The sequence below is a fragment of the Pseudomonas sp. S12(2018) genome (genome assembly GCF_024355235.1).
GTDB classification, from domain to species: Bacteria; Pseudomonadota; Gammaproteobacteria; order Pseudomonadales; family Pseudomonadaceae; genus Aquipseudomonas; species Aquipseudomonas palmensis.
This window is the reverse complement of the sequence record NZ_QLAD01000004.1, coordinates 379,218-402,644: the sequence shown is the minus strand read 5'-3', so window position 1 is coordinate 402,644 and position 23,427 is coordinate 379,218. Positions and strand designations below refer to the sequence as shown.

The 23,427-nt window shown below is 63.2% G+C and carries 27 protein-coding genes and 1 tRNA gene; 12 read left to right on the top strand and 16 right to left on the bottom strand.

From position 1 onward, the window contains the following. Positions 1 to 134: 134 nt before the first annotated feature. From DN388_RS12135 to DN388_RS12125, 3 genes are all read right to left on the bottom strand, one after another. A tRNA-Leu gene (locus DN388_RS12135) sits at positions 135 to 219 on the bottom strand. Between the two features lie 109 nt (positions 220 to 328). Beyond that, positions 329 to 1,033 (bottom strand): YoaK family protein, encoded by a 705-nt coding sequence (locus DN388_RS12130; protein WP_043861726.1) that lies wholly within the window; start codon positions 1,031 to 1,033, stop codon positions 329 to 331. Between the two features lie 14 nt (positions 1,034 to 1,047). Next, a complete protein-coding gene (locus tag DN388_RS12125) occupies positions 1,048 to 1,242 on the bottom strand; it encodes a hypothetical protein (protein ID WP_043861727.1) in 195 nt (64 codons plus the stop codon). 269 nt (positions 1,243 to 1,511) lie between these two features. Here DN388_RS12125 and DN388_RS12120 point away from each other — a divergent pair, with 269 nt between their 5' ends. Genes DN388_RS12120 through DN388_RS12110 form a run of 3 tightly spaced genes read left to right on the top strand, consistent with a single transcriptional unit; the run spans position 1,512 to position 4,537 of the window. Further along, positions 1,512 to 2,675: a nitrogen regulation protein NR(II) gene (locus tag DN388_RS12120; protein WP_043861728.1), complete on the top strand. Its 1,164-nt coding sequence runs from the start codon at positions 1,512 to 1,514 to the stop codon at positions 2,673 to 2,675. Positions 2,676 to 2,679: 4 nt separating this feature from the next. Then, the gene (locus DN388_RS12115; protein ID WP_043861729.1) at positions 2,680 to 4,125 is read left to right on the top strand and encodes an ATPase domain-containing protein; all 1,446 of its coding nucleotides are present in this window, start codon (positions 2,680 to 2,682) and stop codon (positions 4,123 to 4,125) included. Between the two features lie 19 nt (positions 4,126 to 4,144). After that, positions 4,145 to 4,537 (top strand): response regulator, encoded by a 393-nt coding sequence (locus DN388_RS12110; protein WP_054914301.1) that lies wholly within the window; start codon positions 4,145 to 4,147, stop codon positions 4,535 to 4,537. 48 nt (positions 4,538 to 4,585) lie between these two features. Here the strand turns inward: DN388_RS12110 and csrA are convergent, their stop codons facing one another. From csrA to DN388_RS12070, 8 genes are all read right to left on the bottom strand, one after another. Beyond that, positions 4,586 to 4,783, bottom strand: a complete 198-nt coding sequence (gene csrA, locus DN388_RS12105) for a carbon storage regulator CsrA (protein WP_043861731.1) — start codon at positions 4,781 to 4,783, stop codon at positions 4,586 to 4,588. Between the two features lie 315 nt (positions 4,784 to 5,098). Next, positions 5,099 to 6,136 carry a DNA topoisomerase IB gene (locus tag DN388_RS12100; protein ID WP_254999940.1) on the bottom strand — a complete coding sequence of 346 codons (1,038 nt, stop codon included), beginning with the start codon at positions 6,134 to 6,136 and terminating at the stop codon, positions 5,099 to 5,101. Positions 6,137 to 6,188: 52 nt separating this feature from the next. After that, complete coding sequence (gene modC, locus DN388_RS12095; RefSeq protein WP_078481840.1) at positions 6,189 to 7,277, bottom strand: molybdenum ABC transporter ATP-binding protein; 1,089 nt, start codon at positions 7,275 to 7,277, stop codon at positions 6,189 to 6,191. 3 nt (positions 7,278 to 7,280) lie between these two features. Beyond that, positions 7,281 to 7,961, bottom strand: a complete 681-nt coding sequence (modB, locus tag DN388_RS12090; RefSeq protein ID WP_054914304.1) for a molybdate ABC transporter permease subunit — start codon at positions 7,959 to 7,961, stop codon at positions 7,281 to 7,283. After that, on the bottom strand, positions 7,961 to 8,719 hold the full coding sequence (gene modA / locus DN388_RS12085; protein ID WP_100632574.1) for a molybdate ABC transporter substrate-binding protein: 759 nt from the start codon (positions 8,717 to 8,719) through the stop codon (positions 7,961 to 7,963). The genes modB and modA overlap by 1 nt, the downstream gene beginning before the upstream one ends. A 78-nt stretch (positions 8,720 to 8,797) precedes the next feature. After that, complete coding sequence (locus DN388_RS12080) at positions 8,798 to 9,871, bottom strand: nitronate monooxygenase family protein (protein WP_054914306.1); 1,074 nt, start codon at positions 9,869 to 9,871, stop codon at positions 8,798 to 8,800. A gap of 26 nt (positions 9,872 to 9,897) precedes the next feature. Beyond that, a complete protein-coding gene (locus DN388_RS12075; RefSeq protein ID WP_088514404.1) occupies positions 9,898 to 10,068 on the bottom strand; it encodes a hypothetical protein in 171 nt (56 codons plus the stop codon). Positions 10,069 to 10,072: 4 nt separating this feature from the next. Continuing rightward, the gene (locus tag DN388_RS12070; RefSeq protein ID WP_043861737.1) at positions 10,073 to 10,375 is read right to left on the bottom strand and encodes a DUF1883 domain-containing protein; all 303 of its coding nucleotides are present in this window, start codon (positions 10,373 to 10,375) and stop codon (positions 10,073 to 10,075) included. 155 nt (positions 10,376 to 10,530) lie between these two features. On the opposite strand from DN388_RS12070, the gene DN388_RS12065 reads away from it, so the two are divergent. The 7 genes from DN388_RS12065 (at position 10,531) to ahpF (ending at position 17,543) form a co-directional block, all read left to right on the top strand. Then, positions 10,531 to 10,884, top strand: coding sequence for a hypothetical protein (locus DN388_RS12065; protein ID WP_043861738.1), 354 nt, complete (start codon positions 10,531 to 10,533; stop codon positions 10,882 to 10,884). Between the two features lie 146 nt (positions 10,885 to 11,030). Further along, on the top strand, positions 11,031 to 11,681 hold the full coding sequence (locus DN388_RS12060) for a cytochrome c (protein ID WP_043861739.1): 651 nt from the start codon (positions 11,031 to 11,033) through the stop codon (positions 11,679 to 11,681). After that, positions 11,678 to 12,592, top strand: coding sequence for a c-type cytochrome (locus tag DN388_RS12055; protein ID WP_043861740.1), 915 nt, complete (start codon positions 11,678 to 11,680; stop codon positions 12,590 to 12,592). The genes DN388_RS12060 and DN388_RS12055 overlap by 4 nt, the downstream gene beginning before the upstream one ends. A gap of 195 nt (positions 12,593 to 12,787) precedes the next feature. Continuing rightward, positions 12,788 to 13,627: a UTP--glucose-1-phosphate uridylyltransferase GalU gene (gene galU / locus DN388_RS12050; protein WP_043861741.1), complete on the top strand. Its 840-nt coding sequence runs from the start codon at positions 12,788 to 12,790 to the stop codon at positions 13,625 to 13,627. Between the two features lie 98 nt (positions 13,628 to 13,725). Continuing rightward, a complete protein-coding gene (gene gorA, locus DN388_RS12045; protein WP_088514405.1) occupies positions 13,726 to 15,081 on the top strand; it encodes a glutathione-disulfide reductase in 1,356 nt (451 codons plus the stop codon). A 218-nt stretch (positions 15,082 to 15,299) separates the two neighbouring features. After that, positions 15,300 to 15,863 (top strand): alkyl hydroperoxide reductase subunit C, encoded by a 564-nt coding sequence (gene ahpC, locus DN388_RS12040; protein WP_043861743.1) that lies wholly within the window; start codon positions 15,300 to 15,302, stop codon positions 15,861 to 15,863. Positions 15,864 to 15,980: 117 nt separating this feature from the next. Further along, the gene (ahpF, locus tag DN388_RS12035) at positions 15,981 to 17,543 is read left to right on the top strand and encodes an alkyl hydroperoxide reductase subunit F (protein ID WP_236176158.1); all 1,563 of its coding nucleotides are present in this window, start codon (positions 15,981 to 15,983) and stop codon (positions 17,541 to 17,543) included. A gap of 84 nt (positions 17,544 to 17,627) precedes the next feature. Here the strand turns inward: ahpF and DN388_RS12030 are convergent, their stop codons facing one another. The 3 genes from DN388_RS12030 to DN388_RS12020 all read right to left on the bottom strand — a co-directional run bounded on the left by DN388_RS12030 (position 17,628) and on the right by DN388_RS12020 (position 19,080). Further along, positions 17,628 to 17,876: a hypothetical protein gene (locus DN388_RS12030; protein ID WP_254999934.1), complete on the bottom strand. Its 249-nt coding sequence runs from the start codon at positions 17,874 to 17,876 to the stop codon at positions 17,628 to 17,630. Positions 17,877 to 17,979: 103 nt separating this feature from the next. Continuing rightward, positions 17,980 to 18,501: a lactoylglutathione lyase gene (gloA, locus tag DN388_RS12025; protein ID WP_043861746.1), complete on the bottom strand. Its 522-nt coding sequence runs from the start codon at positions 18,499 to 18,501 to the stop codon at positions 17,980 to 17,982. 219 nt (positions 18,502 to 18,720) lie between these two features. After that, positions 18,721 to 19,080, bottom strand: a complete 360-nt coding sequence (locus DN388_RS12020) for a histone-like nucleoid-structuring protein, MvaT/MvaU family (RefSeq protein ID WP_043861747.1) — start codon at positions 19,078 to 19,080, stop codon at positions 18,721 to 18,723. A 358-nt stretch (positions 19,081 to 19,438) separates the two neighbouring features. Between DN388_RS12020 and DN388_RS12015 the strand changes: the two genes are divergently transcribed. Both DN388_RS12015 and cobF read left to right on the top strand, forming a co-directional pair. Beyond that, positions 19,439 to 20,728 carry an OprD family porin gene (locus DN388_RS12015; protein ID WP_054914311.1) on the top strand — a complete coding sequence of 430 codons (1,290 nt, stop codon included), beginning with the start codon at positions 19,439 to 19,441 and terminating at the stop codon, positions 20,726 to 20,728. Between the two features lie 65 nt (positions 20,729 to 20,793). Further along, complete coding sequence (cobF, locus tag DN388_RS12010) at positions 20,794 to 21,531, top strand: precorrin-6A synthase (deacetylating) (RefSeq protein WP_254999927.1); 738 nt, start codon at positions 20,794 to 20,796, stop codon at positions 21,529 to 21,531. Here the strand turns inward: cobF and DN388_RS12005 are convergent. Together DN388_RS12005 and DN388_RS12000 are read right to left on the bottom strand one after the other, a co-directional pair. Continuing rightward, a complete protein-coding gene (locus DN388_RS12005) occupies positions 21,500 to 22,813 on the bottom strand; it encodes a glycosyltransferase (protein ID WP_254999925.1) in 1,314 nt (437 codons plus the stop codon). The two genes, cobF and DN388_RS12005, sit on opposite strands and share 32 nt — an antisense overlap. A 118-nt stretch (positions 22,814 to 22,931) precedes the next feature. After that, complete coding sequence (locus tag DN388_RS12000; protein ID WP_054914313.1) at positions 22,932 to 23,291, bottom strand: response regulator; 360 nt, start codon at positions 23,289 to 23,291, stop codon at positions 22,932 to 22,934. Positions 23,292 to 23,427 lie beyond the last annotated feature (136 nt).

Here is a 23,427-nt window from a genome sequence, read left to right as displayed (position 1 = left end):
GAGGGAAATTTGTACAAGTCAATTCATCCCTGCAGATTTTGCTGCAGGGAGATGGACGCAGGGGCAGGGGCAGGGCGGGGAGAACGCAGGACGCAGAAAGCAGAAAAGCGCCCCAAGGGGCGCTTTTCAGAAGATGGTGCGAGTGGCGGGACTCGAACCCGCAAGGCTCACGCCGGCAGATTTTAAGTCTGCTGTGTATACCAATTCCACCACACTCGCACGGATCATCCGGCTGCAAGGTCAGGCACAGGGTGTGTGCGACACTTTACCTTCCGGATCAAGGCGGCTTTATAACTCATCGTTATATTCGAGTCAACTCGCGCACCCGCTACTTTGCCATGTAACGCCGCAGCCAGCGACGGGGAATCAGCAGTGACACGATGGCCAGCGCCAGGGCGAAGCCACCGCAGGCCATCAGCGCCGCCAGGCCGTAGCGGTGCTCCAGCAGCCCGCCCAGCACTGCGCCGCCGAACATGCCGGACCACGGCACCAGTTGCACGCGCCAGCCCGGACGCCGCTCCCCCATCAGCCAGCGGCCCAGGCCGCGGCCAAAGCGCGACAGGGCGCCGGTTACATAGGTCAGCCCGATGGGCAGCCCGTTCACCTCTTCGACCGCCGCATTGAGCATGCCCATGGCGATGATCGCGCCCAGCAGCGCCGGCAACTGCGCCTGCGCGCCCCACAGGCCTGCCCCCAGCAGCAGTGCCGCCGACAGGGCGAGCAGCGGCCATGCTCGCTTGGCGCTCAGGCGGGCGATGATCACCCCCAGCGCGTTGCCGGCAATGAAGGCGCCGATCAGCAGGGCCAGGCGGGCCACCAGTGCCCAGTGCGCATCGCCCAGGGCGACGGCCATGCGCGTGGTGTTGCCGCTCATGAAAGAAACGAAATCGCCGGTGGCGAGAAAGCCGATGGCGTCGGTCATGCCCGCCAGCACCGACAGGGCGGCGACGAAAAACAACCCGACGCGGCCCCGGCGCTTGTAGACGAGGGTAGTTAGCGGCCCGCGTTGGCCCTGTGGGCGCTCTGGCAGCATGGGCGTCTCCGGGGCTAGGGTTCGATGCGGTCGGCCACGCTGCGCAACTGGTCGATCGATGCCTGCAGCCCATTGATGCTGCGCTGCACTTCCAGGGCATCCTGCGGGTGGGCCGAGTGCTGCAGGTAGCGCGCATGCCCGGCCATTTCGCGCGCGATCTGCTCCAGATCGGCGGCGGTGTGCTCCAGGTCATCGTGAATGCCTTTCATCCTTGCATCTGTGGTCAACGTCCTTCCCCCGGTTGCGCTTGCACCTGTGGACTATAACAAGTTGCCCCCCGGCCCGGAACGATTTCCCCGGGCACTGCCCGGATAGGTGAGCACCCGTTGACACCGGGCAATCACTGCGCCACTGTTCCGCCAGTGATTTATCGTTCACGTCCTGCAGGTCGATACGACTGTTTCGAAATTACGGAATTGCAGAGGCACCCGGTTGTCTACCTTCTCATTGTCCTCACTGCGGTGCCTGCGGGTTTGCCATGGATTCTTCCCAGCGCTCTGACCTTCAAACCATGCACGCCAGCCGCTATGAGCAGTTGGTGCAGACCGTTGCGGACTACGCCATCTATATGCTCGACCTCGAGGGCCATGTGGTGTCGTGGAACCTGGGGGCCCAGCGCATCAAGGGCTACAACGCCGACGAGGTCATCGGTCGGCACTTCTCGATGTTCTTCACACCGCAGGATTGCGCCGAAGGCCGGCCTGGCTGGTTGCTCAATCGTGCGCTGAGCACCGGCGGGGCACAGGACGAAGGCTGGCGCATGCGCAAGGACGGCACGCAGTTCTGGGCCCTGGCGGCACTGGATGTGATTCGGGACGAGCAGGGCGAGGTGGTCGGGCTGGCGAAAATCACCCGCGACATCACCGATCGTCGGGAAGCCGCATTACAGTTGGACGCCATGCGTGCGCAGCTGTTCCAGTCGCAGAAGCTGGAAGCCCTCGGCCAGCTTACCGGGGGCATGGCCCACGATTTCAACAATCTGCTCACGATCATCATCGGCTCGGCCAAGCTGGCCATGACCTCTCGCGACCCGCAGCGTACCGAGCGCCTGTTGCAGCATATCGTCGATGCCGGCGAACGCGGCAGCCAGGTGACACAGCAGTTGCTCGGGTTCGCCCGGCGCAAGGTGCAAAGCACAAGCCGGGTCGATGTGGCGCAGTTGGTCCGGGCGAGCCAGGCGTTGCTGTCCCAGGCGCTGCCCAAGGGCATCGAATTGCAGGTAGATATCCAGGGCGAGGTATCGGATATCGAGGTGGACAGCGGCCAGTTGCAGATGGTGCTGCTCAACCTGATCTTCAACGCCCGTGACGCCATGGATGCCGAGGGGCGCATCGAACTGGTTGCACGCAACCAGGTGCTGCAGGGGGAGTGGGACGGGCTGGTTGGCGATCATGTGCTCATCAGCGTGCGCGACCCCGGACGTGGTATCGATGCTGCGGTGTTGCCGCGCATCTTCGAACCGTTTTTCACCACCAAGAGTTTTGGCAAGGGAACCGGCCTGGGGTTGAGCCAGGCCTACGGTTTTGCCAAGCAGAGCAACGGTTGCATCAGGGTCGAGAGCGAAAGCGGTCGCGGCACCTGCATGACCCTGTGCCTGCCGGCATGGCAGCCACCCCAGCCCGACAACCTTCAAAGCGAGTGAACCTATCGTGGAGCAGCTCAAGCGTCTTGCTACAGGCATCGAAGGTCTGGACGACCTGCTCAAGGGCGGCCTTGTGGCCGGCTCGTCCTATATCGTCCAGGGTCGCCCGGGCTCGGGCAAGACCATCCTGGCCAACCAGTTGGCGTTCAACCATGTGGCCACGGGCGGGCGGGTGCTGGTGGCGACGCTGCTGAGCGAGTCCCATGAGCGTCTGTTCCAGTACCTGTCCACCCTGAGCTTTTTCGACCCTGCGCTGGTGGGCAACCAGCTGCAGTTCGTCAGTGCCTTCGATACCCTCGAAAGCGAGGGGCTGGAGGCGGTGGTCAAGCTGCTGCGCGGTGAAATCGGCCGCCAGGGCGCCTCACTGCTGATTGTCGACGGCCTGCTCAATGCACGTTCACGCGCCGAAAACGTGCTCGACACCAAGAAGTTCATTTCAGAGCTGCAAGGCCATGCCGCGTTTGCCGGCTGCACCTTGCTGCTGCTTACCAGTTCGCGCCTGGATGACGGCAGCCCGGAACACACCATGGTCGATGGCGTCATCGAGCTGGGCGAGGACCTGTACGGCGCACGTTCGGTGCGACGCATCCAGTTGCGCAAGACCCGCGGCAGCGGGGCGCTGTCCGGGGTGCACGAATGCGAGATCACCGAGCAGGGGCTGAAGGTGTATCCGCGCCTTGAAGCACTCTACAGCCACCCCTCCAGCCCGGGCAGCGAGGTGTTGACCCGCGTCGGCACGGGCCTGGCCAGTCTCGATGGCTTGCTGGGCGGGGGCTTTCCCAGCGCTTCGGTCTCACTGGCGATGGGGCCGTCGGGTATTGGCAAGACCTCCCTGGGCCTGAGTTTTCTGGCCGGTGCCACAGTGGCCGAGCCGGGCCTGCATTTCGGCTTCTACGAGACCCCGCAGCGCTTGCGTATCAAGGCCAGGGCCATCGGTATCGATCTGCCGGCACTGGAGAAAAGCGGGGCGGTGCACCTGGCCTGGCAGCCCACTACCGAAGGGTTGCTCGATGGCGTGGGCGCCCGTTTGCTCAGCCATGTACGCAAGCACCGCATCAAACGGGTGCTGATCGACAGCCTGGGCGCGTTTGCCCGGCTCGCCACCAACCAGGGGCGGCTCAACGAGTTCTTCCGTGCGCTGATGGGCGAGCTGCGTGCCGAGGATGTGACGGTGTTGGCGACCTGGGAGATGCGCGACCTGTTCGGCTCTGAAATCAACGCACCCGCGTCGGAGCTGTCGTCGATCGTCGACAACCTGTTCCTGATGCGTTTCGTCGAGCTGGACGCCGAGCTCAAACGCTTGCTGTCGATCCTCAAGGTGCGCGACAGTGAATACGATCCGGCCCTGCTGGAGCTGGTCATCCGTTCGACAGGCATCGAGCTCGACAAGGCGTTCGTTCAGGCGAGCGCGGTGATGTCGGGCACCGCTTCATCGGCGCAAGGGGCATGAAAGCCCTGGGCTGGCAGCCATGAGCACGATTCTGGTCGTGGACGACGAGTATGTGATCGCCGATATCCTGGGGTATGCCCTGGAGGACGCCGGCTACAAGGTCGAGAAGGCGCCCAATGGCAAGACGGCCCTGGACGTGCTGGAGAAGGTGCGAATCGACCTGGTCATCACCGACTACATGATGCCGATAATGAATGGCGAGGAGTTGGCCAAAGCGATTCGCAGCAATGCGCAGTTTGCGGACCTACCGGTCATTCTCATGAGCGGGGCCCAGGCAAGTATCGGCAAAGCCATACCTGACCTGTTTTCTGCAGTGTTCGACAAGCCGTTCGATACTGCCAGCATGGTGGCCAGGGTCAGGGCATTCATCGGTGTGGCGGAGGCCGGGCGGGATACGCCAGAGCTTCAGTGAACCGTGTTGCCGGGACCAAGCGCATCCGTGCGACTCGATTAGCCCTGGTTACTGATGATCATCCCCCTTCTCCGGCGCCGGGCTGCCGGCTTGAATGCGCTTGTAAATCTCTTCACGGTGCACCTGGACATCTTTGGGTGCATCGATGCCGATCCTCACTTGCATCCCCTTGACCCCTAGAATGGTGACCTTGATGTCATCATTGATGACGATGCTTTCGCCAACTTTGCGGGTGAGTATCAGCATGTACTTCTCCTTGGTAACTTTGAATGCCTTGCAGGCGGTAGCTGCACAGGCCGGGTGTGCGCGGTGGCACAGCCGTCTTTCCCTTCATTAAAGACGCATTCGATGGAAATTAATTCCCCGAGCACAAGATTCTGTTGAGGTCTTTAGTCACAGGTTCCGATTGGGCAGATGGGCAATTACGCACAACCGGTATCGCCCATGGACGCAAGCATAGGGGGCTTCAACGCATATGGGAAATTTCTCTGCCTGATGGGGGATATGTCTTTTTTCTATGGAACGGTGGCGTTTAAAAAGTAGGGTTATTTAATGTGCTAGTTAATGATTTTCATTCTTATCGCATGCATTCAATGTCATGAGAAAACGTGCCAGGGCCACCTCGGCCAGCTCCATGCGCTGGCGCGCCCGTGGCCGTGGCAGCGCGTGGAGCTCGCCCAGCACGAAGCGCTCCAGCAGCGCCGGGTGCACATAGCTGCGCCGGCATACGGCGGGGGTATTGCCCAGTCGCGACGCCACCTGCTTGAGCATGGCCACGATCTGTCGGCGCGCTTCGGTTTCCGGTTGCCATTGCAGCTCGCGCAGCAACTCCAGCGCCAGCGCGCTGCCGGCCCAGGTGCGATAGTCCTTGGCGGTGAAGTCGGCACCGGTCAATTGCTGCAGGTAGGCGTTCACGTCCGCCGAACCGACGGTGTGACATTGCCCCAGCGCGTCCTGCCACTGGAACAGGTCCTGGCCCGGCAGTTCCAGGCAGCGCTTGACGATGCGCGCCAGGCGACGGTCCTTGAGAGTCACCTGGTGCTCGATGCCGCACTTGCCGCGAAAGCGAAACCGTATCGCGCTGCCTTCGACCTGCACATGGCGAGTGCGCAGCGTGGTCAGCCCGTAGGAGCGGTTGTCGCGGGCATACTGACGGTTGCCCACGCGGATCAGCGTGTTGTCGAGCAGGCTGACCACCAGTGCCATGACCTTTTCGCGGTCCAGGCCGGGCCGCGCCAGGTGCTCGTCGAGTTGCTTGCGCAGCCGCGGCAGGCGTTTGGCGAAGGCCAGCATGCGGTCGTACTTGTGGCTGTCGCGCAGTTCGCGCCAGTCGGGGTGATAGCGGTACTGCTTGCGACCACGTGCGTCGCGTCCGGTGGCTTGCAGGTGGCCGCGCGGGTCGGCGCAGATCCATACATCGGTATAGGCCGGCGGTATGGCCAGCGCCTTGATGCGGGCCAGGGTATCCGGTGCGGTGATGCGCTGGCCGTGCGCGTCGAAATAGGCGAAGTGCTTGCGCAGCAGGCGCCGATGGAAACCGGGGCGGCTGTCATCCACGTAATGCAGACCACTGGGCAAAGGGGGCAGGTCGACACTCATGCTGGGCGCTCGCGTAGGGGCTCTGACGATGGACAGCAGCCGTTCGCGCAAGTTAGCCCAGCAATGCCACCGATTTTATCTGCGCCCACAACTGCTGGCCTTCGTGCAGCCCCAACTGGTCGCTCGAGTAGCGCGTCACCCGCGCCAGCAGGGCTGTGCCATCGGCGTCCAGGCTCACCAGCATCTGCGCCGGGTTGTCACCGGCGCGCAGCGCGCACACGCGCACCGGCAGGCGGTTGAGAATGCTCGAACGGCTGTCGTCGGCCAGGCTCAGGCTCACGTCGCGTGCCTGGACCTTGACCCGCAGGCGCGCCCCCGGGGCCAGCGCCTCGTGGGTGAGGCGCAACCTGAGGTCGCTGCCCGGCAGTTTCAGGTCCAGCAACTGGTAGGCCGCGTCGTGGGCGTCCACCTCGCCCTCGATGACCACCCCGGCGTCCTCCTGCAGGGCCAGCGGCAGGTCCAGGCGGGCCAGGGTCTGGCTGATCGGCCCGCTGGCCTGCACCTTGCCCTGTTCGAGCAGCACCAGGTGATCGGCCAGGCGCGCCACTTCGTCCTGCGCATGGCTGACGTAGATCAGCGGGATCTGCAACTGGTCGTGCAGGCGCTCCAGGTACGGCAGGATCTCGCGTTTGCGCGGGCCGTCCAGGGCTGCCAGGGGTTCGTCCATCAGCAGCACCTTGGGGCTGGTGAGCAGCGCACGGGCGATCCCCACGCGCTGTCGTTCACCGCCCGACAGGGTGTCCGGCTTGCGCGCGAGCAGGTGGCTGATGCCCAGCAGCTCGCAGGCGTGCTCCAGGCCGACCTGGCGCTGGTGCTGGGCGATGCGTCGCCAGCCGAAGATCAGGTTGTTCTTCACGCTCAGGTGGGGGAACAGGCTGGCTTCCTGGAACACATAGCCGATGGGGCGCTGGTGGGGCGGCATGAAATACTGGCGTGCGGAATCCTGCCAGACCTCGCCATTGACCTCGATGTAGGCCTGGTCGGCCCGCTCCAGGCCTGCCAGGCAGCGCAGGCAGGTGGTCTTGCCCGAGCCCGAATGGCCGAACAGGGCGCTGACACCGCGCCCGGGCAGTTGCAGGTCGACATCCAGCCGGAAATCGTCGAAGGCCACCTGCAACCGGGCCTGGATCAATGCACTCATCGGTCAGCTCCAGGCCGGCTTGCCGCGGCGGCTGGCGTACAGCGCCAGCAGCACCAGGAACGAGAACACCAGCATGGCGCCGGCCAGCCAGTGGGCCTGCATGTACTCCATAGCCTCGACATGGTCGAAGATCTGCACGGAAACCACGCGGGTCTTGTCGGGAATATTGCCGCCGATCATCAGCACCACGCCGAACTCGCCGACGGTGTGGGCAAAGCCCAGGATGCTCGCGGTAATGAAGCCAGGGCGGGCCAGGGGCAGCACCACGCTGAAAAAACAGTCCCACGGGCTGGCGCGCAAGGTGGCAGCCACCTCCAGCGGGCGTTCGCCAATGGCGCTGAACGCGTTTTGCAGCGGTTGCACCACGAACGGCATCGAGTACACCACCGACCCGATCACCAGGCCTGTGAAACTGAACACCACGGTGCCCAGGCCCAGCGCCTGGGTGGCCTGGCCAAGCCAGCCGTGGGGGCCCAGGGCGATCAGCAGATAGAAGCCGATCACCGTGGGCGGCAACACCAGGGGCAGGGCCACGATCGCCCCGATCGGCCCGCGCAGCCAGGAGCGCGTGCGCGCCAGCCACCAGGCGATCGGGGTGCCGATCAGCAGCAGGATCAGGGTAGTCAGCGACGCCAGCTTGAACGTCAGCCAGATGGCGCCCAGGTCGCTGGCGTCCAGTGGCATCAGAGTTCGTAGCCGTACGACTTGATCACTTCAGCGGCCTTGGGGCCCTTGAGGTAATCGACCAGCGCCTTGGCGGCGGCGTTGTCCTTGCCCTTGTTGAGAATCACAGCGTCCTGTTTGATCGGGTCGTGCAGGTTGGCCGGCACGATCCAGGCCGAGCCGTTGCTGACCTTGCCGTCCTTGTAGATCTGCGACAGCGCCACGAAGCCCAGCTCGGCGTTGCCGGTGGAAACGAACTGGAACGCCTGGGTGATGTTCTGGCCTTCGACCAGCTTGCCCTTGGTGGCCTCGGTCAGGTTCAGCTTGGCCAGTACCTGCGTGGCGGCCAGGCCGTAGGGCGCGGCCTTGGGGTTGGCGATGGACAGGTGCTTGTAGTCGTTTTTCTTCAGGACTTCGCCCTTGTCATCCACATAGCCCGCTTTGGGCGACCACAGCGCGAGGGTGCCGATGGCGTAGGTAAAGCGCGAGCCCTTGACGGTTTCGCCTTCGTTCTCGAGTTTTTCGGGGGTGGTGTCGTCGGCCGACAGGAACACCTCGAAGGGCGCGCCATTCTTGATCTGCGCGTAGAACTGCCCGGTAGCGCCGAAGGAGGCGACCAGCTTGTGGCCGGTGTCCTTTTCGAAATCCTTGGCAATAGCCTGGATGGGCGCGGTGAAGTTGGCCGCGACGGCCACCTGGACTTCATCGGCCCAGGCGCTGTTGAGGGTCAGCATGCCGAATACGGCGGTCAGGGCAAAACGAGGGGCGCGCATTCTCATCAAACAGCTCCATGTGCATGAGGTAATCGTTATGCATTGGAATATATAGCGATTGCCCGACAAACGGAAAGATCTGTTTTACCGTGACATCAATGCCAGCGCCTTTTCTGCCAGTTGGCGCGTCAGTTCGGCTGCCGGCAGGGCTTGGCCAAGGCGCAGCGCCTGGCCGGCCCACAGGTTGCTGAAATCGCTGTTGCCCTGCGGCTCGCTGATGGCGCGAAGGGGCATCAAGGCGCCGCCGGCCAGGGGGAAGGCAGGGGCCAGGGGGCTCATCGGGCCCAACTCACGCATGATGCGGGTATTGATGCCGCGTGCCGGGCGCCCGGTAAACAGGTTGGTGAGCGCGGTATCGCTGGCCTGTGCGCTGTGCAGTGCCTGGCGATGCGCGGCCGACACCTTGGCCTCGGGGCAGAACAGGTAGGCGGTGCCCACCTGAACGGCCGAGGCGCCCAGTGCGAAGGCCGCCACAACACCGCGGGCATCGCCGATGCCGCCAGCCGCGATCACCGGAACCTTGACCGCATCGGCCACCTGGGGCACCAGCGCCAGGGTGCCGATCTGGGTGGTGAGGTCATCGCTCAGGAACATGCCGCGGTGCCCACCTGCTTCATAGCCCATGGCGATGATCGCGTCGCAGCCATGGGCTTCGAGCCAGCGTGCTTCCTCGACCGTGGTGGCACTGGACAGTACCTTGGCCCCGCTGGCCTTGACCCGCGCCAGCAGCTCGGGCGCAGGCAGGCCGAAGTGAAAGCTCACCACTGCAGGCTTGCAGTCTTCCACCAAGGCACAGCCCGCTTCGTCGAAGGGCGCGCGATTGGAGACCGGGGTGGTGGCGCCGAAGTCGGCACCCACTTCTTCGTAGTACGGCTTGAGTGCCTGCTTCCAGCGGATTGCACGTTCGCCATCGGTGGCGGGTGGCCGATGGCAGAAGAAATTGAGGTTGAGCGGGCCGCGACTGGCCTGGCTGAAGGTCGCGATCTCCTGGCGTATCTGCTCGGGGGTGAGCATCGCGCATGGCAGCGAGCCCAGCCCCCCGGCGTTACTGACCGCGATGGCCATGGCCGACCCCGTGGCGCCCGCCATCGGTGCCTGGATGATGGGCAACTCGATACCGAGCAGGTCGAGGATACGTGGGTCCGGCCATTGGCTCATCGCGGGGCTCCTTGTGTGGGCGTGGGTTACAGCGCCTTGCTTACCTTGATGTCGGTGATCTTGCTGAAGTCTTCGCCGTGCAGTTTGCGCAAGGCTTCCTCGACCTGCTGTGGCGCCGTGCTGCTGAGCACGGCGAAGTCGAAACGACGCTCGCCGTCGAGGTTGTACTTGATGACGTACTTGATGTTTTCGCTCATGGGGTTATCTCAGCTTCGACGACGAACGGCGGATGATCTTGATCGTGTGGGTGAAGGTCGGCTTGCTTACCGCCGACAGGGCACGCGGGCCGACGGTGTCGATGGTGATGTTCCAGAAGCCGTCGCTGGGCACGGTGATCTTCGCCGGGAAGTCGACGAAGGCGCCGCCGTGATAGGTATGCCGGCCGCCATTCTTGAAGCTGCGGAAGTTGGCATCGTTCATCAGGCGGATATTGCAGCGCTGGGAGCAGTGGATGACGACGATGTCGTCTTCATTGAGGTGCTCGCGCTGGTGTACGAATTTCATGTCGCTCTCCGCAAGGGATCTTTTGGCAAATCAAAACGATAGCACGATGTCGGGTTACACTGTGGGGCTGAGTGCCAAGGCCAGAGATAAAACTGCCAATCCAGGGAGCAAATCGGCCTGGCCATGGTCCAACGGTTTTTTATGGAGGGGTACCGATGAAATGGGTTGTACCAGCGCTGGCAGTTGCGCTGACCGGTTGTGCCAATGTAGCCGAAATCGAACAGAGCCCCGAGACCATGAGCGTGATCTCGGGCAAGTCGCCACGCGAGTTTGCCACCTGCGTCCAGCAAAAACTGGCCGATAGCCGTGGCCCGCTGACCATCGAGGAGCGGGGCAGCGGCCTGCGCGTGGTGGTACCGCAGAAGCTCTCGGACAAGTCCCCGGCTGCAGTGCTGGAGATCAGCGAGCGCTCGAGTGGCAGCGCGGTCAAGTTGCATGAGCGGTTGAGCAATTTTCCCCTGCGCCCGGGGGATGTCAAAGCGGCTGTGAGCGTGTGCATCTCCAAGTGACGGCGTGAGCCTCGTTTAAACGATTCAGTGGTTGTCCCTGCATTTTTCTGTGCCTGCCCGCGTTGTAGCGCTGGCCGGATAGGCCTAGTATCGGTAGGCTTATATTTTATAAGTCTAAGCTTATAACAAGAAAAATGGAGTCCGTGATGATCCCACTGGATCGAATCCTGATAGGCAGCCTGCTGTTGCTTTCAATGCAAGCCGCCACTGCCGCCGATGGCCAGAAGATATTCACCCAGGGAGGGGAGAACCCCTCTGCCATGGCCTGCATGAGCTGCCATGGCCCCGATGGCCTGGGCATGGCCGCCGCCGGCTTCCCACGCCTGGCTGGCCTGCCGGCCGCCTATGTGAGCAAACAGCTCAAGGACTTTCGTGACGGCAGCCGCAAGCAGCCGATCATGGAGCCGCTGGCCAAGGCCCTGAGCGACGCCGAGATCAGCGCCATCAGCGCCACGCTGGCGGCAATGCCGGTACCGCCCACCCCTGATACCCGTCGCCAGCAGATGGCAACCGACCCGGTCGAGTCGCTGGCGCTTTACGGCGACTGGAGCCGAGGCATCCCCGGGTGCGTGCAATGTCACGGGCCGGGTGGTGTGGGGGTAGGCGAGCACTTTCCGCCATTGGCCCACCAGCCTGCCAGCTACCTGGCCGGGCAACTTGACGCATGGCGCGACGGCCGGCGCAGCAACGACCCTAACCAGTTGATGGTCGGTGTCGCCAAAGCCCTGACCGATACCGAGGTCAAGGCGCTGGCTGAATACTTTGCCACCCGCGCCAGCCAGGAGGCCGCCAAATGAATCGCTTGCTACTCACTACCCTGACCCTGTTCATGGGCGGCGTTCAGGCGGCCCCGATCGCCATGGAAGACCAGTCGCAACTGAAAGTGGCGCCGGCCAGCACGCCGGCCAGCTTCAAGCCCCCCGCCGAAAGCGAGTTGCCCGACAACGCCTTCGGCAAGATGGTGCGCGACGGCTATGCGCTGTTCGTCGACACCAAGCGCCTGGCCCCCGAGTATGTGGGCAACGGCCTGAACTGCAGCAACTGCCACCTGGATCAGGGACGGCTGGCGCATTCGGCGCCTCTGTGGGGGGCTTACCCGATGTACCCTGCCTATCGCAAGAAAAACGACAAGGTCAACACCTTTGCCGAGCGTATCCAGGGCTGCTTCCAGTTCAGCATGAACGGCAAGCCGCCGGCGGCCGACAGCCCCGAGATGACGGCGTTGTCGGTGTATGCCTACTGGCTGGCGAGCAAGGCACCGATCGGCGTCGAGACACCGGGGCGTGGCTACCCGGAGGTCGACAAGCCTGCGCAGGGCTATGACATCAAGCGCGGTGCCCAGGTGTACCAGCAGCAGTGCGCCATCTGCCACGGCGACAGCGGCCAGGGCCAGAAGGTGGCCAAGGACTATGTGATGCCACCGCTGTGGGGCAAGGACTCCTACAACTGGGGTGCCGGCATGCACCGCATCAACACGGCGGCCTCGTTCATCAAGCACAACATGCCGCTGGGCAAGCCAGGCACGCTGACCGACCAGCAGGCCTGGGACGTGGCGGCCTTCATCAACGCGCATGAGCGCCCTCAGGACCCGCGCCTGGTCGAAGGCTCGGTGGAAAAAACCCGGCTCAAGTTCCACGCCAATGACGGCGTCAACCTCTACGGCCAGAAGGTCGATGGGGTGCTGATCGGGCAGGGCACAGGCGGCTAGAACGCTCGCCCATCCGCGTATCCAGGCCTGCCTGCGGGCCTGGATACGCGGATTATTTGCAACCTGCGGGAACTATCTACACTGAGTTTTTCTCTATCATTCATTCGGCCGGGCCACGGGGGCATTGTAAGCGCATCGCCGCCTGATTAGACTGCGCCGAATTTCGTACTGCACAGCCCCTTGTTAAGGACGTTTATGATCAAGAAATGCTTGTTCCCGGCAGCCGGTTACGGCACCCGCTTCCTGCCAGCAACCAAAGCCATGCCAAAGGAAATGCTGCCAGTGGTGAACAAGCCACTGATCCAGTACGGCGTTGAAGAAGCGCTGGACGCTGGGTTGAACGAAATCTCCATTGTCACCGGCCGCGGCAAGCGCGCTCTGGAAGACCATTTCGACATCAGCTACGAGCTGGAAAACCAGATCAAGGGCACCGACAAGGAAAAGTACCTGGTCGGTATTCGTCGCCTGCTCGACGAGTGCTCGTTCTCCTACACCCGCCAGACCGAAATGAAAGGCCTGGGCCACGCGATCCTGACCGGTCGCCCGCTGATCGGTGACGAGCCGTTCGCCGTGGTGCTGGCCGACGACCTGTGCGTCAACCTCGATGGTGACGGCGTGCTCAAGCAGATGGTCAAGCTGTACAAGCAGTACCGCTGCACCATCGTTGCGATCATGGAAGTCGACCCGCAGGAAACCAGCAAGTACGGCGTGATCGCCGGCGACCTGATCGGCGACGACCTGTACCGTGTACGCAACATGGTCGAGAAGCCAAAGCCGGAAGACGCCCCGTCGAACCTGGCGATCATCGGCCGCTACATCATGACCCCGGACATCTTCAAGCTGATCGAAGAGACCGAGCCGGGCAAGGGCGGTGAAATCCAGATCACCGACGCCCTGATGAAGCAGGCCCAGGACGGCTGCGTGATTGCCTACAAGTTCAAGGGCAAGCGTTTCGACTGCGGTGGCGCCGAGGGTTACATCGACGCGACCAACTTCTGCTTCGAAAATTTCTACAAGACCGGCAAGGCCTACTGAGTTCACTCGGTCGGTTGCGTCACAAAGCCACCTTCGGGTGGCTTTTTTGTTTATGGGCTTGGCTGGCGGTATGCTGGCGGCCTGCCAAGGAGACTGATATGGCCTACGATTTTGATCTGTTCGTGATTGGCGCCGGTTCCGGCGGTGTGCGTGCAGCACGTTTTGCTGCCGGTTTCGGCGCAAAAGTGGCGGTGGTCGAAAGCCGCTACCTGGGCGGCACGTGTGTCAACGTCGGCTGCGTGCCGAAAAAACTGCTGGTGTATGGCGCGCACTTTGCCGATGACTTCGAGCAGGCGGCAGGCTACGGCTGGTCGCTGGAAGATGCACAGTTCGACTGGGCACAGCTGATCGCCAACAAGAACCGTGAAATCGAGCGGCTCAACGGCATCTACCGCAACCTGCTGGTCAACAGTGGCGTGACCCTGCTCGAAGGCCACGGCCGCCTCACCGGGCCCCATGAGGTCGAGGTGGACGGTACGCGCTACAGCGCGAAGAACATCCTGATCGCCACCGGCGGCTGGCCACAGATTCCGGACATCCCCGGGCGCGAGCTGGCCATCAGTTCCAACGAGGCGTTCTACCTCAAGACCCTGCCCAAGCGTGTGCTGGTGGTGGGGGGTGGTTACATCGCGGTGGAGTTCGCCGGAATCTTCCAGGGGCTGGGCGCCAAGACCAGCTTGCTCTACCGGGGCGACCTGTTCCTGCGCGGCTTCGATGGCGCAGTGCGCACGCACCTGAAGGAAGAGCTGGAAAAACGCGGTCTCGACCTGCAGTTCAACAGCGATATCCAGCGTATCGACCAGCAGCCCGATGGCAGCCTCAAGGCGACCCTCAAGGATGGTCGCGAGCTGATTGCCGACTGCGTGTTCTACGCCACCGGCCGGCGCCCCATGCTCGACAACCTGGGGCTTGAGAACACCGAAGTGCAACTGGACAAGCGCGGCTACGTGCAGGTCGATGACCAGTACCAGACCGACGAGCCGTCGATCCTGGCCATTGGCGATGTGATCGGCCGCGTGCAGCTCACTCCGGTGGCCCTGGCCGAAGGCATGGCCGTGGCGCGGCGCCTGTTCAAGCCGGAGCAGTATCGCCCGGTGGATTACCAGAACATCCCGACGGCGGTGTTCAGTCAGCCGCCGATCGGCACCGTGGGCCTGACCGAGGAGCAGGCGCTGGAGGCGGGGCACAAGGTGCAGATCTTCGAAAGCCGCTTCCGGCCAATGAAACTGACCCTCACCGACGTGCAGGAGAAGACCCTGATGAAACTGGTGGTCGATGCCGACACCGACCGCGTGCTGGGCTGTCACATGGTCGGGCCGGATGCCGGCGAGATCATCCAGGGCCTGGGCATCGCGCTCAAGGCCGGGGCGACCAAGCAACAGTTCGACGAAACCATCGGTGTGCACCCGACAGCCGCGGAGGAGTTCGTGACGCTGCGTACGCCTACGCGCTAAGCGGTGCCTCCAGCGCGGGTCAAGTCCGCTCCCACAGCGATTGCAACGGTCTTTGTGGGAGCGGGCTTGGCCCGCGATCGCATCAACATAAATCGTCTATCTGAACTGAGCTTTATAGCCAAAACCAATCACCAGCATCAGCTTTGCCAATGAGCGCTATCGGCGATGAATGGTTAGGATTCTCCCATCAAGTTTTTCAACCCTGAGGAGAGTCACCGATGCCTATCATCAACAGCCAGGTCAAACCGTTCAACGCTACTGCCTACCACAACGGCGAGTTCGTCCCTGTTTCCGAAGCCGACCTGAAGGGCAAGTGGTCCGTGGTGTTCTTCTACCCGGCCGACTTCACCTTCGTCTGCCCGACCGAACTGGGCGACCTGGCCGACAACTACGCTGAATTCAAGAAGCTGGGCGTGGAAATCTACGGTGTGTCGACCGACACCCACTTCACCCACAAAGCCTGGCACGACACCTCGGAAACCATCGGCAAGATCCAGTACCCGCTGATCGGTGACCCGACCCACGTCATCTCGCGCAACTTCGACGTGCTGATCGAAGAAGCCGGCCTGGCCGACCGCGGTACCTTCGTGATCAACCCTGAAGGCCAGATCAAGATCGTCGAACTCAACGACGGCGGTGTAGGCCGTGATGCCAGCGAGCTGCTGCGCAAGGTCAAGGCTGCCCAGTACGTCGCTGCCCACCCAGGCGAAGTCTGCCCGGCCAAGTGGAAAGAAGGCGAAGCTACCCTGGCGCCATCGCTGGACCTGGTCGGCAAGATCTAAGACCGTGAACCAGCCGAGGGCGGGCCACCGCACCTGAAGTCTGTCCCGCCCCGCAAAACGCCCGGGCGACTCTGCCCGGGCGTTGTTTTTTCTACCGTTTGAAAAGGAATCGCCCGTATGTTGGACGCCACGCTTAAAACTCAGTTGAAAGCCTACCTGGAGCGGGTCACCCAGCCGATCGAGATCGTTGCCTCCCTCGACGACGGCGCGAAGTCCCGTGAAATGCACGACCTGCTGCGGGAAATCGCCAGCCTGTCGGATCTGATTACCTTGCGCGAGGACGGTGCCGACGCCCGTCGCCCGTCGTTCTCGCTCAATCGCCCGGGGGGCGATATCAGCCTGCGCTTTGCCGGCATCCCCATGGGCCACGAATTCACCTCGCTGGTGCTGGCGCTGCTGCAAGTCGGTGGCCACCCCTCCAAGGCGAGCGCCGAGCTGATCGAACAGGTCGCCGGGCTCAAGGGTGAGTTCAACTTCGAAACCTACTTCTCGCTGTCGTGCCAGAACTGCCCGGACGTGGTGCAGGCGCTGAACCTGATGGCGGTACTCAACCCCAACGTGCGCCATGTGGCCATCGACGGCGCGCTGTTCCAGGCCGAAGTCGAGGCACGCCAGGTGATGGCAGTGCCAAGCGTCTACCTCAATGGCGAAGTGTTCGGCCAGGGCCGCATGGGCCTGGAGGAGATCGTCGCCAAGCTCGACACCGGCACCAGCGAGCGCCAGGCCGAGAAACTCAATGCCAAGGACGCCTTCGACGTGCTGGTGGTCGGTGGTGGGCCGGCAGGCGCGGCAGCAGCGATCTACGCGGCCCGCAAGGGCATTCGCACCGGCGTGGCTGCCGAGCGCTTCGGCGGGCAGGTGCTGGACACCATGGCCATCGAGAACTTCATCTCCGTGCAGGAGACCGAAGGGCCGAAGCTGGCCACGGCGCTGGAAGAGCACGTCAAGCAGTACGACGTCGACATCATGAACCTGCAGCGCGCCGATGCGCTGGTGCCGGGCCAGGACGGCGCGCTGCACCAGGTGCGCATGGCCAACGGTGCCACGCTCAAGGCCAAGACCGTGATCCTGGCCACCGGCGCACGCTGGCGCGAGATGAACGTGCCGGGCGAAAAGGAGTACCGCAGCCGTGGCGTGGCCTACTGCCCGCACTGCGACGGCCCGCTGTTCAAGGGCAAACGTGTGGCGGTGATCGGTGGTGGCAACTCCGGTGTGGAGGCGGCCATCGATCTGGCCGGCATCGTCGCCCATGTCACGCTGATCGAGTTCGACAGCCAGTTGCGTGCCGACGCGGTGCTGCAGCGCAAGCTGCACAGCCTGGCCAACGTGACCGTGATCACCAGCGCCTTGACCACCGAAGTGCTGGGCGACGGCCAGAAGGTCAACGGGCTGCGCTACAAGGACCGCAACAGCGACGTGCAGCATGACATCGCGCTGGAAGGGATCTTCGTCCAGATCGGCCTGCTGCCCAACACCGATTGGCTCAAGGGCACCCTCGAACTGTCGCCCCGTGGCGAGATCATTGTCGATGCGCGGGGCCAGACCAGCGTGCCGGGCGTGTTTGCCGCCGGTGACGTGACCACGGTGCCCTACAAACAGATCGTGATCGCGGTGGGTGAGGGGGCCAAGGCATCGCTGGCAGCGTTCGACCACCTGATCCGTACCAGCGCTCCGGCCTGAGGCGCATCGCCGGCCTTGCCGGCCTGTGACGGTGCAACAACGCAAAAGCCCTGACAGGTCAGCCTGTCAGGGCTTTTGCGTGGCCTACTTGAACAGCGACCGGCCCTTGTCCAGTTGCTGGTCGACCAGCGACTTGCCCAGTGCAATCGACGCGCGCTGGGCGTTTTCCAGGTCGGCCAGAAACAGCGGCGCGTGGGCACACAATCGCCGGGTGCTGTGCTTGTCTGGGGAGGTGATGCGGCATCCGACTTCGAACGGCAGGGGAATGCCGGCATGCGGGACCACGTTTGCCGTGACCGTGTAGTTGCGGTGGACACATTCAAGGGTGTGCATGAGCGCTACCTCGCTGTGGTGGCTTCAACCGGTATCAGCTCCGGTATACCACAGCCAGGTGCGCCGGGGCGGCGCGCCGACGAGCGCGCCCCCGGGGCCGCTGTCAGAACTCGGTCGGCTGGATGATCTCTACCCAGTAATCGTCCGGGTCCTTGATGAAGGCCAGGTGCTTCATGCGCCCGTCGCTCAGGCGCTTCTGGAAGTTCACGCCCAGTTGCTCGAAACGCTCGCAGGCCGCACGGATGTCCGGTACGGCAATGCAGATATGGCCGAAACCGCGCGGGTCGGTGTTGCCGTTGTGGTAGGCGAACGCGGGATCGTTTTCGGTGCCGTGGTTGTGGGTCAGCTCGAGGATGCCCGGGATCGACTTCATCCACTCGGTACGCTTGGCCGGGTCGGCCGGAATCTGCGCCTTGTCCACCAGCGCCAGGAAGTACAGGCTGAATTCGGCTTCCGGGAAGTCGCGTTTTTCCACGAGGCTGAAGCCCAGAACGCGGGTGTAGAAGTCCAGGGACTTGGCGACGTCCTTGACCCGCAGCATGGTGTGGTTGAACACGAAGTTGTGGGTCGCGGCATCCGGTTGCGCGGTGACGCCGGGGAGGGTGTCGAGGTTTTGCAGGCTCATGGGCACTCCGCAGATAGGGCCGGCGCTTGGCGCGCCAGCAAAACAGTCAGGGAGCAATGATACGGAACTGAAGCGATTGCGCAAACGGTTTGCGCCCCGTCGGCCAGGCCTGACGGGGCGCAAGAATTAGAAGCCCGCCGAAGCGGGCGTATGGGGCGCTAATCCTTTAGCAGTCTTCATCCTGAGCCAGTACATGTGAAAAAAGTGTGAAGTACTGTTTCACTTGCGCAACCAGCTGTCGACTGTCTGTGCGCCGTACTCCTGCTTCCATGCCTTGAGGCCGTGATGATTGCCGCCCTTGGTTTCGATCAGCTCGCCGGTATGCGGGTTTTCATAGACTTTCACCACGCGCGCACGGCGTTGTTTGGGCGCGCTGGCAGGCCGGCGCGTAGTGGCCGCCGGGTCGAGAATATTGATGATGTCGCGCAAGCCCTTGTCATAGGTTTTCATCAGGCTGACAAGTTTCTGCTCGAATTCGATTTCCCGTTTGAGGCCGGCGTCTTTTTTCAGTGCCTCCAGTTGAGCAAGCTGTTCCTGAAGGGCTTTTTCGGCAGCACGAAACTCTGCAAGTCTGGACACTGTCATCTCTCCTGTTGGTCGGTAAGGGCCGTGCGCGGCGCAACCGCTTGAGGCCGCTATTGATGCCGCGTCACCGGGTAGAAAACAAACAACACAGTAAAAAGAGTGTAGTCAATCGCCCTGCGATAAACATCAAACTTTTACGACAACACACTACGGAACTTTCTTATTGCACAGTGCTCGCCACACTAAAGAATTAATTACCGCATCGGCATCTGTTCTAGACCATGGTCCAATGGCCCGTGCCAGAGCGCTTTGGAGACAATAAGCGGTCGCTGCCTAGTTGTGTGCAGCGGCCCTTGCCCAGCCCCGTCGGGGCTGATGGATACCTTGCCCTTCGTTCTGGATACTGCTTTTCATGCGTGCCCCAACTCCCTTCATTGCCCAACGCCCGGTGGTCGGCGCGTTGTTGTCCTTCGTTACTGTTTCGGCCCAGGCCAGTGGTTTCCTGCAAGACAGCAGTGTCAACATCGAGGCGCGCAATGTGTATTTCAATCGTGACTTTCGTGACGGTCACACCGCCTCCTCCCAGGGCGCGTCGAAACGTGAAGAGTGGGCGCAGGGCTTCATACTCAACGCGCAGTCCGGGTATACCCAGGGCACCGTGGGCTTTGGTATCGATGCGCTGGGCATGCTGGGTTTCAAACTCGATTCCAGCCCGGCCGACAGCAACAGCGGGCTGCTGCCTTCCAGCGGCCACAACCCGCGCCATTCGGCCGATCAGTACGCAAAACTGGGTGTGGCCGGCAAGGTGCGTTACTCGCAGACCGTATTGAAATACGGTGCCATGCTGCCGGACATGCCGCTGCTCAAGTACAACGACGGGCGCCTGTTGCCCACCATGTTCCATGGCGCGATGCTGACGTCCAGAGAGGTCGACAACCTCACCTTCAGCGCCGCGCGGCTCGACAAGTACACCGCCCGCGATTCGACCGACCAGCAAGATATCCGCGTGCACTGCAAGAACAAGCGCTATGCCTGCGACACCCGCGCCGACCACTTCGACACGGCCGGGCTGGAGTACCGCTTCAACGAGCGCCTGAGCGCGCAGTACCAGGTGGCCAAGCTCGAAAACATCTATCGCCAGCATTTCCTCGGGCTGGTGGCCAGCCAGCCCTTGAGCGTGGGCCGCCTCTCGGCCGACCTGCGCCTGATCAAGAGCGACGACATCGGTCGTGCCCGTGCCGGCGACATCGACCACCGTGCCTTCAGCGCCATGCTTGGCTACAGCCTGGGCGGGCACAAGCTCAGCGCCGGCTGGCAGCGCATGTACGGCGAGAACGCCATGCCGTACCTCGATGGCAGCAACCCCTACCTGGTCAACTACGCCCAGGTCAACGACTTCGCTGCGGCCCAGGAGCGGTCCTGGCAGGTGCGCTACGACTACGACTTCAAGGCAGTAGGGCTCGAAGGCCTGAGCTTCCTGACCCGCTACATCAGCGGCGATCACGTCAAGGTGCCGGGCAGCCCGGCACAGGGCAAGGAATGGGAGCGCGACAGCGAACTCAAGTACCAGGTGCAGAGCGGCACCTTCAAGGACGTCAGCGTGCGCCTGCGCAACTCCACCTACCGCAGCAACTACGAGAAATTCGCCCGCGACATGGATGAGACCCGGGTGATCGTCAGCTACAACTTCTCGGTACTGTAGGCGCAGGCTTTGCCAAGTGGCGCGGGCCGGCCGACAATGGCCGCGCGCCCCTGGGAGAGCTTGCGATGAAACACCTGCTGCTGATTGGAATAGGCCCGGGCAACCCCCGGCAGATCACCCTCGAAGCCATCGACAGCCTGAACCGCGCCGACGTGTTCTTCGTGCTGGACAAGGGCGCCGCCAAGGACGACCTGCTGCGCCTGCGCAAGGAGCTGCTGGAGCGCCACGTCAACCGGCCCTATCGCCTGGTGCAGGTCGAAGACCCGCAACGCGACGCGGCGGCTGCAGACTACGTCGGTGCCGTGGAGGACTGGCACCGCCAGCGCGCTGCGCTGTATGGGCGCCTGCTGCACGACGAGCTTGCCGAGGGGCAATGCGGCGCGTTCCTGCTGTGGGGCGAGCCGACGCTTTACGACAGCACCCTGCGCATTCTGGAGCGGGTGGCGCAGCCGGCGTTCAGCCTTGAAGTCATCCCCGGCATCAGCAGCGTCCAGGCCCTTGCGGCCGCTCACCGCATTGCGCTGAACCGTATCGGCGAGCCGCTGCATATCCTGCCGGGCCGACGTCTGGCTGGTGAGTCAGGCATCGACAACGTGGTGGTGATGCTGGACGGGCAATGCGCCTTTGCCGAACTGGACGATCCGCACCTGCACATCTATTGGGGCGCCTACCTGGGCACTGCCGACGAGCTGCTGATCGAGGGGCCGCTGATGCAGGTCAAGGCGCAGATCCTGGCGCAGCGCGAGCAGGCCCGCGCGCGCAAGGGCTGGATCATGGACACGTATCTGCTGCGCCGCCGCTAGGCCGGTTCTTGGCCTCGATCCACTGGGCCATGTACTGGGTGCTCTTGTGGTGATGGTGGCGCAGCATGGCCCCGGTGAAGTTGTACAGGCGCTGTTCATCCAGGTGCGCCAGCGTGTGTTCGATGCGCTGCACCAGGGCCTGGCCGTGCCAGCGCCTGTCGTAGCGGGCGCTCAGCAGCTGGCGCCCGTCGCGCTGGGCCTGCTCCCAGCGCGGTTGCTCGCTGTAGAGCCGCGCCGCGGCATCGGCCAACCCTTCGGCGGTGTCGGCCACCAGTCCTGGCCAGGGCAGGTCGCCGTGCATGGCCTCGGCGCCAATCGGGGTGGTCACGCTGGGCGTGCCGCACAGCATCGCATCGGTCAGTTTGCCCTTGATGCCGGCGCCAAAGCGCAGCGGGGCCAGGCACACCCGTGCGCCGCTCATCACCTGCAGGGCGTCCTCAGCCCAGTTCATCACGTGAAACCCTTCGGCAGCATTGTGCAGCGCGGTGGCCTTGGGCGGCGTGTAGGCACCATAGATGTGCAACTGCGCCTTGGGCAGGCGACGGCGGATCATCGGCCACAGGCTGTGCTTCATCCACAGCACCGCATCCCAGTTCGGCGCGTGGCGGAAGTTGCCGATGCTGAGAAAGTGCTCGCGTTCCGCGAACGGCCTAAAGGCTTCGGTGGGCGGCGCCAGCATCAGCGGGCACCAGTGCAGCAACGCCTCGGGCACGCCGAAGCCATTGACCAGCAGGTCTATTTCGGCATCCGAGATCATCAGGCTCAGGTCGCTGCGGTAGATCGCCGCCAGTTCGCGCTGGGCCAGGTCGGCACCGGCCATCTGGCGATACAGGTCGGGGCCCGAGGTGTTGAACAGCGCGCGAAAATCGTTGCTGTCCAGGCCCTCGGCCAGGCGCCGGCGCAGCAACTGATGACGGGCATCGCGCAGGCTCTGCAGGTCGGAGGTCTCGAGCACGCGCAGGGCCGCTGGGCAATGCTTCTCGACGCGCCAGCCGAACTGCTCCTCCATCATGAAGCGATCGAACAGCACCACGTCGGGGGCAAGGTCGGCGATGAAACGGTCGAAACTGGCGTTGTTCAGCTCGATGGCCTGCTCGGCGATGCCCAGGCTCGCGAGGTCGGCCTTGTGTTCGCCGATGGCTGCGGGGCTGCTGAAGGTGATGTGCCAGCCGCGCTCCAGAAAACACTCCAGCAGCTGCATCATGTGCCCGCCGGCGGCCGAGGAGCGGGGTTCGGGCCAGACATAGCCGATGACCAGGACGTGGAGGGCGGTTGGGTGCATGGGGAGGGCGGGCCTTTGGGCAAAAAAGGCGTATTAAACCAGAATCCAGGCCACCCGTTTCGGCCTCTTCGGCGGCAGGCCGGCTCCCGCAGGTACAGCGGTGCGGGAGCCGGCGCGCCTAGAGGGCCAGAATCGAGGTCACCTTGTCGCGCAGCTGGTCGATGCTGAACGGCTTGCCGATCATGTGCATGCCCTCGGGCACATCGAAGCTGTCGGCATAGCCACTGGCGAACAGGATGGGCAACAGCGGCCGCAGTTCGCGGGCCTTGCCCGCCAGTTGCTTGCCGTCCATGTCGGGCAAGCCGACATCGGTCATCATCAGGGCAAGGGGTTTGTCCGGGTTGCCCAGCACTTGCAGCGCTTGTTCGGCATCTTTGGCCTCCACCACCTGGTAACCCAGTTCATCGAGCACATCCACCATCAGCATGCGCACGATGGCGTCGTCTTCGACGACCAGAAGAGGGTGATTATCGGGCATGGCAGGATCCTGTGAAAATGGGTGACACACTATCTGTAAACAGCACGCGGTGCTTAGTTCCCTGGATCGTCAAACGTACCAGCCAGTGAGCATAGCGGGCTCTGGCCAAACAGGGAACGTTTGGCGCAGCACTGGC